Annotated in this window: 14 protein-coding genes and 1 other annotated feature (1 of these 15 running past the window's edge); of the genes, 10 read left to right on the top strand and 4 right to left on the bottom strand. The window is 61.3% G+C overall.

Translation table 11 applies throughout. The features are described from left to right. Nucleotides 1-53: 53 nt before the first annotated feature. Entirely contained in the window at nt 54-917 is an 864-nt protein-coding gene (gene proC / locus H8790_RS04730) for a pyrroline-5-carboxylate reductase (RefSeq protein ID WP_318646871.1), read from the bottom strand. 179 nt (nt 918-1,096) lie between these two features. Here proC and H8790_RS04735 point away from each other — a divergent pair, with 179 nt between their 5' ends. Continuing rightward, nucleotides 1,097-1,735, top strand: a complete 639-nt coding sequence (locus tag H8790_RS04735) for a ClpP family protease (protein WP_187334233.1) — start codon at nt 1,097-1,099, stop codon at nt 1,733-1,735. Nucleotides 1,736-1,768: 33 nt separating this feature from the next. Here H8790_RS04735 and H8790_RS04740 read toward each other — a convergent pair whose 3' ends face one another. The 3 genes from H8790_RS04740 to H8790_RS04750 all read right to left on the bottom strand — a co-directional run bounded on the left by H8790_RS04740 (nt 1,769) and on the right by H8790_RS04750 (nt 4,468). Continuing rightward, on the bottom strand, nt 1,769-3,730 hold the full coding sequence (locus H8790_RS04740; RefSeq protein WP_187333779.1) for a heavy metal translocating P-type ATPase: 1,962 nt from the start codon (nt 3,728-3,730) through the stop codon (nt 1,769-1,771). 123 nt (nt 3,731-3,853) lie between these two features. Further along, nucleotides 3,854-4,072, bottom strand: coding sequence for a cation transporter (locus H8790_RS04745; protein ID WP_187333780.1), 219 nt, complete (start codon nt 4,070-4,072; stop codon nt 3,854-3,856). 33 nt (nt 4,073-4,105) lie between these two features. Further along, on the bottom strand, nt 4,106-4,468 hold the full coding sequence (locus H8790_RS04750) for an ArsR/SmtB family transcription factor (protein WP_187333781.1): 363 nt from the start codon (nt 4,466-4,468) through the stop codon (nt 4,106-4,108). A gap of 397 nt (nt 4,469-4,865) precedes the next feature. On the opposite strand from H8790_RS04750, the gene smc reads away from it, so the two are divergent. From smc to rsfS, 9 genes are all read left to right on the top strand, one after another. After that, a complete protein-coding gene (gene smc, locus H8790_RS04755; protein WP_187333782.1) occupies nt 4,866-8,429 on the top strand; it encodes a chromosome segregation protein SMC in 3,564 nt (1,187 codons plus the stop codon). A gap of 88 nt (nt 8,430-8,517) precedes the next feature. Next, nucleotides 8,518-9,396, top strand: coding sequence for a signal recognition particle-docking protein FtsY (gene ftsY, locus H8790_RS04760; protein WP_187333783.1), 879 nt, complete (start codon nt 8,518-8,520; stop codon nt 9,394-9,396). Between the two features lie 18 nt (nt 9,397-9,414). Continuing rightward, entirely contained in the window at nt 9,415-9,666 is a 252-nt protein-coding gene (locus tag H8790_RS04765) for a hypothetical protein (protein WP_187333784.1), read from the top strand. Nucleotides 9,667-9,696: 30 nt separating this feature from the next. Next, a complete protein-coding gene (gene rph, locus H8790_RS04770) occupies nt 9,697-10,416 on the top strand; it encodes a ribonuclease PH (protein ID WP_187333785.1) in 720 nt (239 codons plus the stop codon). Between the two features lies 1 nt (nt 10,417). Next, complete coding sequence (locus H8790_RS04775; protein ID WP_187333786.1) at nt 10,418-11,017, top strand: XTP/dITP diphosphatase; 600 nt, start codon at nt 10,418-10,420, stop codon at nt 11,015-11,017. Next, nucleotides 11,018-11,338, top strand: a complete 321-nt coding sequence (gene yhbY, locus H8790_RS04780) for a ribosome assembly RNA-binding protein YhbY (RefSeq protein ID WP_187333787.1) — start codon at nt 11,018-11,020, stop codon at nt 11,336-11,338. 89 nt (nt 11,339-11,427) lie between these two features. Next, on the top strand, nt 11,428-12,633 hold the full coding sequence (gene nadD / locus H8790_RS04785) for a nicotinate (nicotinamide) nucleotide adenylyltransferase (RefSeq protein ID WP_187333788.1): 1,206 nt from the start codon (nt 11,428-11,430) through the stop codon (nt 12,631-12,633). Next, nucleotides 12,626-14,164, top strand: coding sequence for an LCP family glycopolymer transferase (locus H8790_RS04790; RefSeq protein ID WP_187333789.1), 1,539 nt, complete (start codon nt 12,626-12,628; stop codon nt 14,162-14,164). Before nadD ends, H8790_RS04790 begins: the two co-directional genes overlap by 8 nt. A gap of 15 nt (nt 14,165-14,179) precedes the next feature. After that, a complete protein-coding gene (rsfS, locus tag H8790_RS04795; protein WP_187333790.1) occupies nt 14,180-14,539 on the top strand; it encodes a ribosome silencing factor in 360 nt (119 codons plus the stop codon). Nucleotides 14,540-14,594: 55 nt separating this feature from the next. Beyond that, nucleotides 14,595-14,818, top strand: a binding site (T-box leader); it runs 8 nt beyond the window's last position.

A 14,818-nucleotide genomic window follows, 5' to 3' on the forward strand; every position in this document is an offset into this window, starting at 1 on the left:
TACCGATAAAAAGGCAAAAAAGCCCGCCGGGGATTGCCCGGCGGACTGCTGACTTATTTGCCCAGGGACTGGTTTTTTTGGTATGCGGCGATCACAGCGTCCATCACGGTGGCCCGGAAGGCCCCCTGTTCCAGAGTGCGCACCCCCTGGATGGTGCTGCCTCCTGGGGAGCAGACCGCGTCCTTGAGGACACCGGGGTGATCGCCTGTTGCAAGGATCAGCCGGGCGGTGCCGGCGGTCATCTGCGCGGCCATCTCCAGCGCCTGGGCCCGGGGCAGACCACAGGCCACGCCGCCGTCGGCCATGGCCTCCACAAAGAGATTCACAAAGGCGGGACCGCAGCCGGAGACAGCGCTGCCCGCGTCGATGAGCCGCTCCGGCAGCTGGCAGAAAAGGCCGGCGCCGGACATGAGGGAGAGAAACTCCTCCGTCTGCTCACGGCTTACGCCCTCTCCGGGAGCGTATAGGATCATTCCCTCGCCGATGGAGGAGGGCGTGTTGGGCATGATGCGAAGCACCGGATAGCTTCCCCCGGCCAGGTGCTGGATGTCCGCGGTGGTCAGGCCCGGAGCCATGGAAACCAGAATAAAACCGTCGCCTCTTTCTTTCAGAATAGGGGCAATACCGGAGAGCAGGTCCGCGATCATCTGGGGCTTGACGCCCAAGAAGATATAGTCCGCTTGTCCTGCAATGGTCTCATTGTCCGAAACACGGCACCCCAGTTTGGCCGCCAGTGATTCCGCCTTGGACCGGGTGCGGTTTGATAAGAGCACCTGATCCAGGGGGGCGGTTTTGCAGGCCGCCGTGGCCAGGGCGGTCCCCATGTTGCCGGTGCCAATGAAGCCTAAAATTGCCATAGATAACTCCTCCAGTTTTTTTCGGCGGGCGCGCCCGCTTTTTTCTAAAAATCCCGGAATTTAGTATAGCAGATTGAAAAGCGTTTGCAAGTCTTGTTTATTTTCTGATAAACGGTTCATCCTAAGGGGGATGAAAAGGAGGGATTGTTTTGGCAGACAAGACGAAGGAAGTGACCCCGGAGAGCGGCGACGGGGAGAAGAAAGAGGCGCCGGAGCGCTGGCAGCAGCAGATCGTGGACATGGGCAGTGCCACCACCCGCAACAGCCACGGCGCCATCCACTGCCTGACCATTGTAGGGCAGGTGGAGGGCCACATGGTTCTCAATCAAAATACAAAGACCACAAAGTATGAGCACGTGATGCCGCTGCTGGCCTCCCTGGAGGAGTCGGAGGACATCGACGGGCTGCTGCTCCTGCTCAATACAGTGGGCGGGGATGTGGAGGCGGGCCTTGGCATCGCAGAGCTGATCTCCGGCATGCAGAAGCCCACGGTCTCCCTGGTGTTAGGCGGCAGCCATTCCATCGGCGTACCGCTGGCAGTGTCGGCCAAAGTGAGCTTTGCCGTGCCCTCGGCTTCCATGACCATTCATCCGGTGCGCATGAACGGGACCATGATCGCCGCGCCCCAGACCTACAACTACTTTGACCGGCTGCAGGAGCGGATTGTGAAGTTCGTCTGCAAAAATTCCCACATCAGCGAGAAGAAGTTCCTGGAGCTGATGCTCAAAACCGGGGAGATGGCTGCGGATGTGGGCAGCGTGCTCTACGGCGAGGAGGCGGTGAGCCTGGGGCTGATCGACCGTGTGGGCGGGCTTTCCGAGGCATTGGAGTGCCTCTACGGACAAATTGACGAGAAAAAGGAGCATCCGGCGGAGTAAGCGCCGGATGCTCCTTTTTCTCGTAGAGTTCGCCTATCGGAACTCCTCCACGCGGAGCGCCCGGGTGGCGTTTAGAATGGCAAGGAAGGCGACGCCCACGTCGGCGAATACGGCCTCCCACATGGTGGCGGCGCCGAAAGCGCCCAACACCAGCACGGCGGCCTTCACGCCCAGGGCGAACCAGATGTTCTGCTTGACGATGCGCAGCGTCTTGCGGGAGACGCGCATGGCCGTTGCAATCTTGGAGGGTTTGTCGTCCATCAGCACGATGTCCGCGGCCTCGATGGCCGCGTCGGACCCAAGAGCGCCCATGGCGATGCCGATGTCGGCCCGGGTCAGGACAGGGGCGTCGTTGATGCCGTCGCCCACGAAGGCCACCTTACCGCCGGGGCTTTTGTCGGCCAGCAGCCGTTCCATCCACTCCACCTTGTCGGCGGGAAGCAGCTCGGCATGGTATTCATCCACCCCTACCTCCGAGGCGACGGCTTCCGCCGTGGCCTGGGCATCGCCGGTGAGCATCACGGTTTTGCGGACGCCGCCGGCCTTCAGGTCGGCGATGGCATCTTTCGCGTCCTCCTTGGGCTGGTCGGCGATGAGGATGTGGCCGGCGTAAACGCCGTCCACCGTCACATGGACGATGGTGCCCGGCAGCCCGCAGGGCTGGAAGGCAATGTGCTGGCGGTCCATCAGGCGGCTGTTGCCCGCGCATACCCGCTTGCCGTCGATGGAGGCGCACACGCCGTGGCCGGCGATCTCCTCCACGTCGGATACCCGGGCCGGGTCCAGTTCTGCCTTGCAGGCGGCCTTCAGAGAGAGGGAGATGGGGTGGTCTGAGTAGTACTCCGCCAGGGCGGCGTATGCTAAGAGCTGCTCCGCGTCCAAGCCGGACTCCGGATGGACGGCGGTGACGGAGAAGGTGCCGCGGGTCAGCGTGCCGGTCTTGTCAAAGATGACGGTCTCCGTGTTGGCCAGCGCCTCCAGGTAGTTGCTGCCCTTGACCAGAATGCCGCATTTGGAAGCGCCGCCGATGCCGCCGAAAAAGCTGAGAGGCACGGAGATCACCAGGGCACAGGGACAGGAGATCACCAGGAAGATCAACGCCCGGTGAAGCCAGTCGGACCACATGGTGCCCGCCAAGAAAGAGGGCAGTGCGCTTTCCGGCGCCAGGGCAAGGACGGCGGAAGGAAGGAGAAAGAGCAGCGCCGCCGCCGCTACCACGCAGGGCGTGTAGTACCGGGCAAACCGGGTGATGAAGTTCTCGCTGGCGGATTTTTTCTCACTGGCGTTTTCCACCAAATCCAGAATTTTGGACACAGTGGATTCACTGCTGTTCCGGGTGACCTGGATCCGGAGCACGCCGGTCTGGTTGACACAGCCGCTGATCACCGCGTCGCCGGGCATCACGTCCCGGGGCACGGACTCCCCGGTCAGGGCGGCGGTGTCCAGGGCGGAGCTGCCCGACACCACGGTGCCGTCCAGAGGCACCCGTTCGCCGGGCTTTACCACGACAATGGCTCCCACGGACACCTCCTCAGGGTCCACCTGCCTCAGCTGGCCGCCCTCTTCCAGGTTTGCGTAGTCCGGGCGGATGTCCATCAGGGAAGCAATGGACTGGCGGGATTTACCGACCGCATAGTCCTGGAACAGCTCGCCCACCTGGTAAAACAGCATGACGAACACGGCCTCGGCATACTCCGCGGTGGCGAAAGCGCCCACCGTGGCCAGCGCCATCAGGAAGTTTTCGTCAAAAACCTGGCCGTGGGCAATGTTGCGGACGGCCCGCCAAAGTACATCCCATCCAATGATGAGATAGGGAATCAGATACAAAGGCCAAAGGCTCAGGGTGTAAACCGCCGTGCCGTCTGCAGCCGTTTGGCCGAGGGAAAGAAGGGGGATAGAGCCGGAAAGATGGATGGCAGGCAGCAGCTTGACAAGAATCAGCAGCGCAGCCGATACAACGATGCGGGCCAGCATCTTCTTTTGCTTTTTACTCATACAGGTTCCTCCGGGAGTGGATTTGGTCTCCGATCAACCGATCATTCGCCACAAGCCTGACAGGGTCAAATTGGCATCATGAAATCGGCCGGAAGGCGAGGGACTCGGGGGGAGGTTGGCGCATCACATATGGATCACACAGTCCGGCTCCACCTTTTTACAGATGGCCACGACCTCCTTGAGAATGTCGTCAAAGCGGGCGTCGTCGGCCTCAATGGTCATCTTCTGGGTCATGAAGCTGACGGTGGCGTCGTGCACGCCGTCGATTTTCCTGATGGCGTTTTCCATTTTCGCGGCGCAGTTGGCACAGTCCAGATCGGTCAGATTGTAGCGCTTTTTCATGTGAGTACCTCCTGATTTATTCATAATTAGAACTTACTCGGAAACGTGCTCGATGCCCTGGTCGATGATGGTCTTTACGTGGTCGTCCGCCAGAGAGTAGAACACCGTCTTGCCCTCCCTGCGGGATTTGACCAGCCTGGCGTTTTTCAGCGCCCGGAGCTGATGGGAAATGGCGGACTGGGTGAGTCCCAGAAGCTGGGCAATGTCGCACACGCACATTTCCGCCTCAAAAAGTACATATAAGATACGGATGCGGGTGGAATCGCCGAAAATGCGGAACAGCTCCGTCAAGTCGTAGAGCGCATCTTCGCTGGGCAGCTCTTTGCGGACCCGCTCCACGATGTCCTCGTGGGCGTGGATAAAATCACAGCACTCCACGTTATATTGGTCTTCCATGAAATCGCCTCCTAACAAATGAATGATTGTTCATATGTTCATTATATGCATCGTACAGTATTTGTCAAGCCCTGATTAAAAAAATGAATTGGACGTGCAGATGAAGGAGGGATGCGTAAATAGTTGTAAAATCAAACGTATTTTTGTGGAAATCACAGGGCCGGTGTGGTAAAATACAATATTATCTTGCGATCAGGGCGGAAAGCGCCCGGCAGCGGATGCGCTTGGCCGGGGTACGGCCCTCCGCTATGATAGCCTGGATGATCCGTTTGCCCGGCGAAACTTCCGTAAAAGGTTCCCTTTGCAGGGAAACCGGGTATGAAATCGGGCATATGGACCAAAGGCGGGCCGGATAGGGCCTGCTGTTCCATTGACAGCTGAAGACAGAGGTGAAAGCATGCATTTACTCAAGGCGCTGGAGATCCAAGGCTTCAAATCGTTTCCGGACAAAACCGTCTTGAATTTTGGGGAGGACATCACCGCCATTGTGGGGCCCAACGGCAGCGGTAAGTCCAACATCTCCGACGCCATCCGCTGGGTGATGGGGGAGCAGAGCACCAAGAGCCTGCGGGGTGCCAAGATGGAGGATGTGATCTTCGGGGGGACGGAGAAGCGGGGCCAGGTGGGCTTTGCCCAAGTCACGCTGGTCATCGACAACACCGAACACATCTTTCCTACCATGGACGAGGCGGAGGTGGCCGTCACCCGGCGCTATTACCGCAGCGGCGAATCTGAATACTACATCAACCGCCAGAGCGTCCGGCTCAGGGACGTATATGAGCTTTTTTTGGATACCGGCATGGGCCGGGAGGGCTACTCCATCATCGGCCAGGGCAAGATCGATGAGATTTTGTCCGTTAAGAGCGGTGAGCGCCGGGAGGTCTTTGAGGAAGCGGCGGGCATCTCCAAATACCGCCACCGCAAGGAGGAGTCGGAGCGCAAGCTGGAGCGCACGGAGGAGAACCTGGTGCGCATCAATGATAAGATCGCCGAGCTGGAGCTTCAGGTGGAGCCGCTGCGGGACCAGGCGGAGAAGGCTAAGCGCTACCTGGTGCTTCGGGATGAGATGCGCGTTTTGGAGATTTCCGTCTGGCTGGAGAACCTGGAGACGCTGAAGGCGGGCGCGCGGCAGCTGGAATCGGACTTCCGCGAGGCACAGGCACAGCGGGACAGCGCCCGGGAGGAGCTGAACGCGCTCTACGCCCAGTCGGAGCGCTGCGGCGCGGATATGCAGCAAAAGGACATCGAGGCGGAGGAGGTCCGCGGCCAAATTTCGGAGTTGGAGACAAAAATCCATGATGAAGAGGCCGGCGTCGCCGTTCTTCAGTCCAACATCCGCCACAGCAAGGAGACCATCGAACGCATCGACCGGGAGCTTGCCGAGCAGGAGGAGCGCTCCGGCGGGATGCAGACCCAGATCGAGGAGCAGACCAGCCGCATTGCGGCCATCGACGCCCAGGCTGCTCTTCTCCAGGAGGAATTAGAGGAGCTGCTGAGCCAGGCGGAGGAGGCCTCCCGCCAGGCGGGCGGCAGGCAGTCCCGGGCGGAGGCGCTGCGGGCCCAGGAGGCCATTGCCGTGGCCGCGGCCGCCGACTGCCGGGCGGAGTCCTCCGCGCTGACGGCGGAGAGCCGGGAACTTGGCGAACGTGCCGCCGCGATCGAGGGGGAGCTCGATTCCGCCCAAGAGCGGCTGCGCCAGAGTGAGCAGGAGGCCCGGGAAAACCGCCGCGCCCTGGAGGAGGCAAAGGAGGAGGCCACCGCCGTCTCCAACATCATTGCCGGACACGCCATGAAGATGGCCGAGCGCAAGCGCCGCCACGAGGATGCCACGGACAGGCGGATGAAGCTGACCATGGACGTGGGGGCAATGGACAACCGCATCCGCCTTCTTGAGGAGATGGAAAAGGAGTACGAGGGCTTTTCCAAGGCGGTTCGCCTGGTGATGCAGGGGTCCCTGCGGGGTATCCACGGCCCGGTGGCAAGCCTGATGAGCACCGAGGAAGCCTACTCCGTGGCCATTGAGATCGCCCTGGGAGCGGGCCTTCAGAATATTGTGGTGGACCGGGAGGAGGATGCCAAGTCTGCCATCGGCTACCTGAAGCAGCGCGACGGCGGCCGCGCCACCTTCCTGCCCCTCGCCGCCATCCGGGGCGAGGAACTGCGGGAGCCAAGGGTGGAAAGCGAATACGGCTTTGTGGGCCTGGCCTCCAATCTGGTGCGCTTTGATCCCAAATACAGAGGGATTTTCCTGAACCTGTTGGGCCGCACCGTTGTGGTGGAAGACCTGGACTGCGGCATCGCCATAGCCAGGAAGTATCAGAACCGGTTCCGCATCGTTACGCTGGACGGACAGGTCATCAATCGGGGCGGCTCCATGACCGGCGGCAGCGTCAGCCGCAGCGCCGGCGTGCTCAGCCGGGCCGGGGAGCTCAAGCGGCTCAAATCCCAGGCCGGGGCGCTGCGACAGAAATTGGAGGAGGCCCGGGCCGACGAGGAAAGCGCCGGCCGGGAACTCTCTGCCGCCCAGTACGAGGTGGAGGTGGCCGAGGGACAAAAGCGCCGGGCGGAGGACGAGGTGCTGCGCCTGGAGGGCAGCGGAAACCACTATGCCAGTTTGATCGACAGCCTGAAAAGAAGCTGTGAAACCCTTGAGGGAGAATTGACCTCTGTGCGGGGCAGGTTGGAGGACAACCGGGCCAAGGCCGAGGCGATTGAGCAGGAGACGGCCCGCCAGGACGCCCTGGCCGTTCAGTACCGCTCCCAGGTGGAGGAGCAGCTCTCCGGCCAGTCGGAGCTTTTGGAGCGCAGCGGTACACTGGCGGAATCCATCAGCCAGCGGAAATCCGGCCTTGCGGCCTTGGGCGCCGAGCGGGAGGCCACGGCCCGGTCCCTGGAGGACCTGCGGCATCTGCAGTCTCAGATGTCCGGTGACCGGGGGGAGAAGGAGCAGCTGAAGGCCCGGTATGAAAAGGCCATTGCCGAGGCCGGGGAGGAGATCGCCCTGCACGACGGCGCGGCCGGGGAGCTGCGCTGCCGGAGCCAGTCCCTCCAGCAGAGGCTCAGCGCCATCAATGAGGAGAAGATCGCCCTGGAGGCCGAGCGCACTGCCAAGAACAAGGCGGGCCAGGAGATGAATGAGACGCTCTTGAACCTGGAGCGCTCCGCTTCCCGCCTGGAGCAGAAGATCGCCACCTCTGCCCTGGAGGAGAAGCAGATTTTGGACCGGCTCTGGGAACACTACGAGCTCAGCCACTCTGACGCCCAGGCCCAGCGCATCGAATTGGAGAGCCTGCCCAAGGCCAACCGCCGCATCGGCGAGCTCAAGCGGGAGATCGGCTCCCTGGGCACGCCGAACATCGGCGCCATCGAGGAGTTTGAACGGGTCAACACCCGCTATACTTACCTCTCCGGCCAGCGGGACGACGTGGAGCGCGCCAAGGAGGAGCTGACCGGGATCATCGACGAGATCACCCGGGAGATGACCGGGATTTTCGCCGAACAGTTCAAGCTGCTCAACGAGAGCTTCCAGGAGACGTTTTTGGAGCTCTTCGGCGGCGGCCAGGCACGGCTGGAACTGGAGGACGAGGAGGATATCCTGAACTGCGGCATCGACATCAAGGTCCAGCCCCCGGGGAAGAGCCTGAAGACCATCACGCTGCTCTCTGGCGGGGAGAAGGCCTTTGTGGCCATTGCGCTGTATTTTTCCATATTGAAGGTACATCCCACGCCGTTTTGCGTGATGGACGAAATCGAGGCGGCGCTGGACGACGCCAACGTCACCCGTTTTGCAAAATACATGCGGCGCATCGCCGGACGCACCCAGTTCATCGTCATCACCCACCGCCGGGGCACCATGGAAGAGGCGGATGTGCTCTACGGCGTCACCATGCAGGAGCGGGGCGTCAGCAAGATTTTGACCATCAATTTAAACGATCTGGCCAAGAAACTGAACATCCGGTGAGAAGAATTCCGCGGTTCTCCCGGGGCTTGGCCGGGAATACTTAAGAGTGATCCTTTCATTGAATCCATTGAAACTGAGGAGCGGACGTATGGGCTTTTTTAGTAAACTGAAAAAAATCTGGCAGGAGGACATCATCGGCTATTCCATTTCCCCGGACGACGAAGCGTTTTTTGAAGACCTGGAGGAAATGCTGATCCTGGCTGACGTGGGGATGGAAACCTCCACCAAGGCGGTGGAGCAGCTGCGCTCCCGGATGAAGCGGGAGGGCATCTCCGGCGAGAGCGCCGTCAAGGAGGCGCTGCGGGAAATCCTGGCCCAGATGCTGGATGTGGGGGATGGGACCCTGGACCTTTCCACCAGGCCCAGCGTGGTGCTGGTAATCGGTGTCAACGGCGTGGGCAAAACCACCTCCATCGGCAAGTTAGGCTACCGGCTGCGCCAGGAGGGGAAGCGGGTGCTGCTGTGTGCCGCCGACACCTTCCGGGCCGCCGCGGCCGATCAGTTGCAGATCTGGGCGGAGCGCTCCGGCTGCGAACTGGTGCGCCAGCATGAGGGCGCGGACCCCGGTGCGGTGCTCTTTGACGCCCTGCAGGCGGCCAGGGCCCGGGGCGCGGACGTGGTGCTCTGTGACACCGCGGGCCGGCTGCACAACAAGCAAAACCTGATGAATGAGCTTTCCAAGCTCTCCAAGATCATCGACCGGGAATGTCCCGGCTCCGCCAGGGAGACGCTGCTGGTGCTGGACGCCACAACGGGCCAGAACGGCCTGATCCAGGCAAAGCAGTTCAAGGAGACCGCCGGGCTCACCGGCATCGTGCTCACCAAGCTGGACGGCACCGCCAAGGGCGGGATCGTCATCGCCATCGCCCAGGAACTGGGCGTGCCCGTCAAGTACGCAGGCGTGGGCGAGGGGCTGGAAGACCTGCGGCCCTTTGACGCAAGGGAGTATGTGGAGGCCATCATTTAAAGAAATGAGGGAACGGCTATGATTACGATGTTCAACCGCAGGGAACTTGCCGTGGTGTGGGGCATGGAAAAGCTGGACGCGCTGCGCGCCGTCCTGGCCGAGGCCGGAATTGAAAGCACTGTGAAAGCGCCCGGCCTGGCCGCCGACGCACTGAACCACGCCCAGGTGGGCGGTTTGGAAACGCGCACGCCGGAGCGGCGGGAGTATATCCTCTATGTAGCTAAGGAGGACTACCAGCGGGCGGCGGCCCTGATGCAGGGCAGGGCCTGAGTGGGGCCTATCAAGAAATAGGAGTAAGTTATGACCAGAATAGACGGCCGGGCGATGGATGAACTTCGCCCCATCCAAATTACCACTGATTTTGTCAAGTTTGCCGAAGGCAGCTGCCTCATCGCGTGCGGCGACACCAAGGTGCTCTGCTGCGCCAGCGTGGAGGAGAGGGTCCCGCCACACGTGGCTGAGGGAAGCGGCTGGGTGACGGCGGAGTACTCCATGCTGCCCCGGGCCAACCGGGAGCGCAGCAAGAGGGACGTATCCAAGCTGAAGCTGAGCCCCCGCAGCGCGGAAATCCAGCGCCTGGTGGGCAGGAGCCTGCGTGCTGCCGTGGACTTAAAGCGGTTGGGAGAGCGCACCATCACCATCGACTGCGATGTGCTCCAGGGCGACGGCGGCACCCGGACGGCCTCCGTTACCGGCGGCTTCATCGCCTTGGCTCTGGCCTGCCGGAAGTTAGTGGAGGAGGGCGTGTTAGGCGCGACGCCCATCCGCCGCTTTGTCTGCGGCGTCAGCGCTGGCATTGTGGACGAAACGCCCATGCTGGACCTGCGCTACAGCGAGGATTCCAGGGCCCAGGTGGACCTGAACTGCGTGATGAACGAGTTGGGGGAGCTGATCGAGCTTCAGGGCACCGGCGAGGGCCGGGCCTTCACCCTGGCGGAGCAGCAGGAGCTGGTGCGGCTGTGCGCCAAAGGGAACCGGGAGCTGATCCAGCTGCAAAAGCGCGTGTTGGGAGGGCTGTGAGATGAAATTTGTACTTGCTTCCCGGAATCCGGGGAAATTGACGGAACTGGCGCTGACGCTGAAGGAGCTTGGAGTGGAGATCGTCCTCCAGTCCGACCTGGGATTGGACGTGGAGGTGGAAGAGACAGGCACCACCTTTGCGGAAAATGCAAAGCTGAAGGCGGAGGCTGTATGCAGTGCCTCGGGACTGCCGGCCATTGCGGATGATTCCGGACTGTGCGTGGACGCGCTGGGCGGTGCGCCCGGGGTGTATACCGCCCGTTACGGCGGGGAGGGCCTGGACGACCGGGGCCGCTATATGCTGCTTTTGAATTCCCTCCGGGGCCAGACCAACCGCTCGGCCCACTTCTGCTCCGCCATTGCCTGCGCCTTCCCCAATGGGGACCTTTTGGAGGCGGAGGGGGAGTGCTGCGGCACCATCGCCTTTGCGCCTATGGGGGATCAGGGCTTTGGCTATGACCCGGTGTTTTTTGTGCCGGAACTGCGCAAGACCTTTGCCCAGGTGAGCCGGGAGGAGAAGGCGGCCATTTCCCACAGGGGGAAGGCGCTGAGGGCCTTTGCGGCGGAATTGGGCGAATATTTGAAGAAACAGGAGAAATAAATGGAACTGACAAGTAAGCAGAGGGCCCAGCTGCGGGGCCTGGCCAACGGGGAGGATGTGATCGTCCACATCGGCAAGGACGGCATTACCGAGAACCTGGTCAAGCAGGCGGACGGAGCCCTGGAGGCAAGGGAGCTCATCAAGTGCCGGGTGCTGGAAAACTCCATGTATACGGCCCGGGAGGCCTGTGAAGAGCTCGCCCGGATGACGCACAGCGAGCAGGTGCAGGTCATCGGCAGCAAATTTGTGCTATACCGGCAGAACCGGGACAAGAACAAACGGAAAATCCAGTTGGTCAAGGCAGTGTCAAAGCCCCTTTGACCATTGTTCAAATTTAATTTACAATCCAGTGGAAACCATTTGACACGAAGCAGCGTCTTAGAGAAAATAGAGGAAAAGAGGAGCGATGTATGCGTATCGGTGTCTATGGCGGAACCTTCAATCCGCCCCATCTGGGCCATATCACCGCGGCAAAGGCGGTTTTCGAGCTGTTGAAGCTGGACCGGCTGCTGCTGATTCCGGCCAGGGAGCCGCCCCACAAGGTGCTGCCTGCTGGCAGCCCCACGGCTGGCCAGCGGCTGGAGCTGACACGGCTGGCCGCCGATCAGATGGGCCTTGGCGGCAATGTCCAGGTGCTGGATATCGAGCTGCGCCGGGAGGGGAAAAGCTATACCAGCGACACCCTGGAGCAGCTCCATGCGCAGTACCCGGACGCTGAGTTTTGGCTTTTGATGGGGACGGATATGTTTTTGACCTTCCAGGCCTGGCGGGACCCGGCCAAGATACTGGGCCTTGCCGGGATCGCCGCGTTTGGCCGCACCCAGTCCGATACCAGGGAGCTCTTCCTGGTGCAGCAGGACTACCTGCACCGCACCTATCCGGATGCAAGGATTTTTACCCTGACGCTGCCCCACGTGGTGGAGATATCCTCCACCGAGCTGCGGGAGGAGCTGGGCCGGGGCGGCGGCCAGCAGTACCTGCCCCCAGCGGTGTACGGTTACATCCTGCGCCAGGGCCTTTACGGCACCGCCGCGGATTTAAAGCACCTGACGCCGGAGCAGCTGCGGCCGGTGGCGCTGAGTTATCTCAAGCACAAGCGTATCCCCCATGTGTTGGGTACGGAGCAGGAGGCGGTCCGGCTGGCGGAGCGCTATGGGGCGGATGTGAAAATGGCCCGGGAGGCCGCGCTGCTTCATGACTGCACCAAAAAGTTGGATACCGAAGAACAGCTGGAGCTGTGCAGCCGCTACGGCGTGGAACTGGACGAGCTGGAACGCAACGCACTGAAGCTGATGCATGCCAAGACCGGGGCGGCCGTTGCCAAGTACGTGTTCGGCGAGCCGGAGGAGGTGGTGGAGGCCATCCGCTGGCACACCACCGGAAAAGCGGGGATGAGCGTGCTGGAAAAGGTGCTGTATCTGGCAGATTACATTGAACCCAACCGGGATTTCCCCGGGGTGGAGGAGCTTCGCCAGGCCTGCTACCGCAGCCTGGACGAGGGATTGCTGATGGGATTGCAGATGACGGCGGATGAGATGAACCAGCGGGGCAACCCCATCCATAAAAATACGCTGGAAGCGCTCAGCGAGCTGAAAGGAAAGAACGGGCGTGGATAAATACCAAGGCAAGAGGGTGGGTCAGAGTAGTCCCAAGGGACCAAAGAGAAAACTGACCAAAAAACAGAAGTGGATGGTGGCGGGTGCCGCGGTGCTGACGGTGGCGCTGGCGCTGCTGATCGCCTACATGCTGCTCTTTGTGAGGCCGGAAGTACCCGGGGCGGGCAAGCAGGAAAAGGATCCGGAGAACCCGGTGAGCTCGGAGGAGGGCGTGCAGCCCAAGGCCACAGGGGAGCGCAAGTCCAAGGACTATTACACCATCCTGGTGCTGGGCCGGGACACCGGCGGCGGCGGCAACTGCGACACGATGATGCTGGCGTCCTATGATGTGACCAATCAGAAGATGACGGTGATGAACATTCCCCGCGACACCATGGTGAACGTCTCCTGGGACGTGAAAAAGATCAACTCCGTCTACAACTTCTACGGCGGCGGGGAAAAGGGCATCGACGCGCTCTACAAGGAGATTTCCCAGCTGGTGGGCTTTGTACCCGATTACCGGGTGATCGTGGAGTGGGAAGCCGTGGGCAAGCTGGTGGATGCCATGGACGGCGTATATTTTGAAGTGCCCCGGGACATGGATTATGAGGACCCCTACCAGGATTTGTCCATCCACATCAAAAAGGGCTATCAGAAGCTCACCGGCGAGCAGGCCATGGGCGTGGTCCGGTTCCGCGACGGGAAAAATGGGTATAATAACGGCGACATCGGCCGCATCGAAACCCAGCAGAATTTCCTCAAGGCCGTGATTTCCCAGCTGCTCCAGGTGAAGAACCTGACAAAAATTGAAAAGTTTGCTAAAATCTTTACCGAGTGCGTGGAGACGGACCTGACCTGGCAGAACCTCTTCTGGTTCGGCAAATCCGCCATTGTGGGCGGGCTCTCCATGGACAACGTGAATTTCGTCACCATGCCCTATAAGGGGGTGTATGCCTGGAGCCGCAGCTACCACCAGAATCTCTCCTATGTGGTGCCGGTGGCCGACGAGCTCCTCGAGCTGGTCAACAACTCCCTGAGCCCCTATTTGGAGCCCTCCAAGATGTCCGAACTGGACATCATGTACGTCAACTCCGACGGCAGCATCGGTTCCACCACCGGACGGGTGGAGGACACCAAGGCTGCTGTCCCGCCCACCTCCTACGGCGGCGGGTCCACGAAGCCGGAGACTGGCGGCGAGACGACCGTGCCTCCTGAAACGGGTGGTGAGGCCACGCCGCCGGAAACGGGCGGGGAGACGGTGCCGCCCGAGACAGGAGGGGAGACCACGCCTCCGGAGACAGGTGGCGAGACCACGCCGCCGGAAAGTGGTGGTGAAACCACACCTCCGGAAAGTGGCGGTGAGACTACTCCCCCGGAAACGGGCGGGGAGACGGTGCCGCCCGAAAGCGGCGGCGAGACCACGCCGCCGGACACAAGCGGGGAGGTCATGGTGCCTCCCTCCACCGGCGGGATCGACAATTGGCCGGTGCCCGGCGAACCCACACAGCCGGCCCAGTCCGCGGGAACTCCGGCGGATTCCATGGCCGCATAGAAAGGAAGAAATGGAATGACCCCGAAAGAAATCGCACTGACTGCCGCCGCTGCATTGGACAGTAAGAAGGGCGGAGACATCAAAGTACTTGAGATTACAGACCTGACCACTCTGGTGGATTATTTCGTCATTGCCACCGGTACCTCCAACACCCAGATCTCCGCCTTGTGCGGCGCCGTGGAGGAGAAGCTGACCGCCCAGGGGGAGGAGCCTCTGCACCGGGAGGGCTACCGGGACGGCACCTGGGTGCTGTTGGACTACGGCAGCGTGGCAATCCATGTGTTCTCCGAGGAAGCCAGGGAATTCTATTCCCTGGAGCGGCTCTGGAGCGACGGCAAAGAGGTGGATTTGACCGGCGTGCTGACAAAAGAGTAAACGATTTCAAAGAGCGCTCTTGACAAAAGCCGCAAACCTCCGTAAAATATCCCTGTTAAAGACGTTGAAGGGAAGAAAGACGGATACGACGCCTTCAGAGAGCCGGCGGGCGCTGCGAGCCGGTGGGGAGTTCCGTGTATAACTGATCCCGGAGTTTTCCGTCCGATGCCTCGGCCTAAGATGGAACGGTTTGGCCCCGTTACCGGCTGAGATCCTTTGGATCACTGAGGGCCTGCCGGGCAACCGGCGGCTGAATCAGGGTGGTACCGCGTGTCAACG

It is taken from the genome of Oscillibacter hominis (assembly GCF_014334055.1).
Taxonomy (GTDB): domain Bacteria; phylum Bacillota; class Clostridia; order Oscillospirales; family Oscillospiraceae; genus Oscillibacter; species Oscillibacter hominis.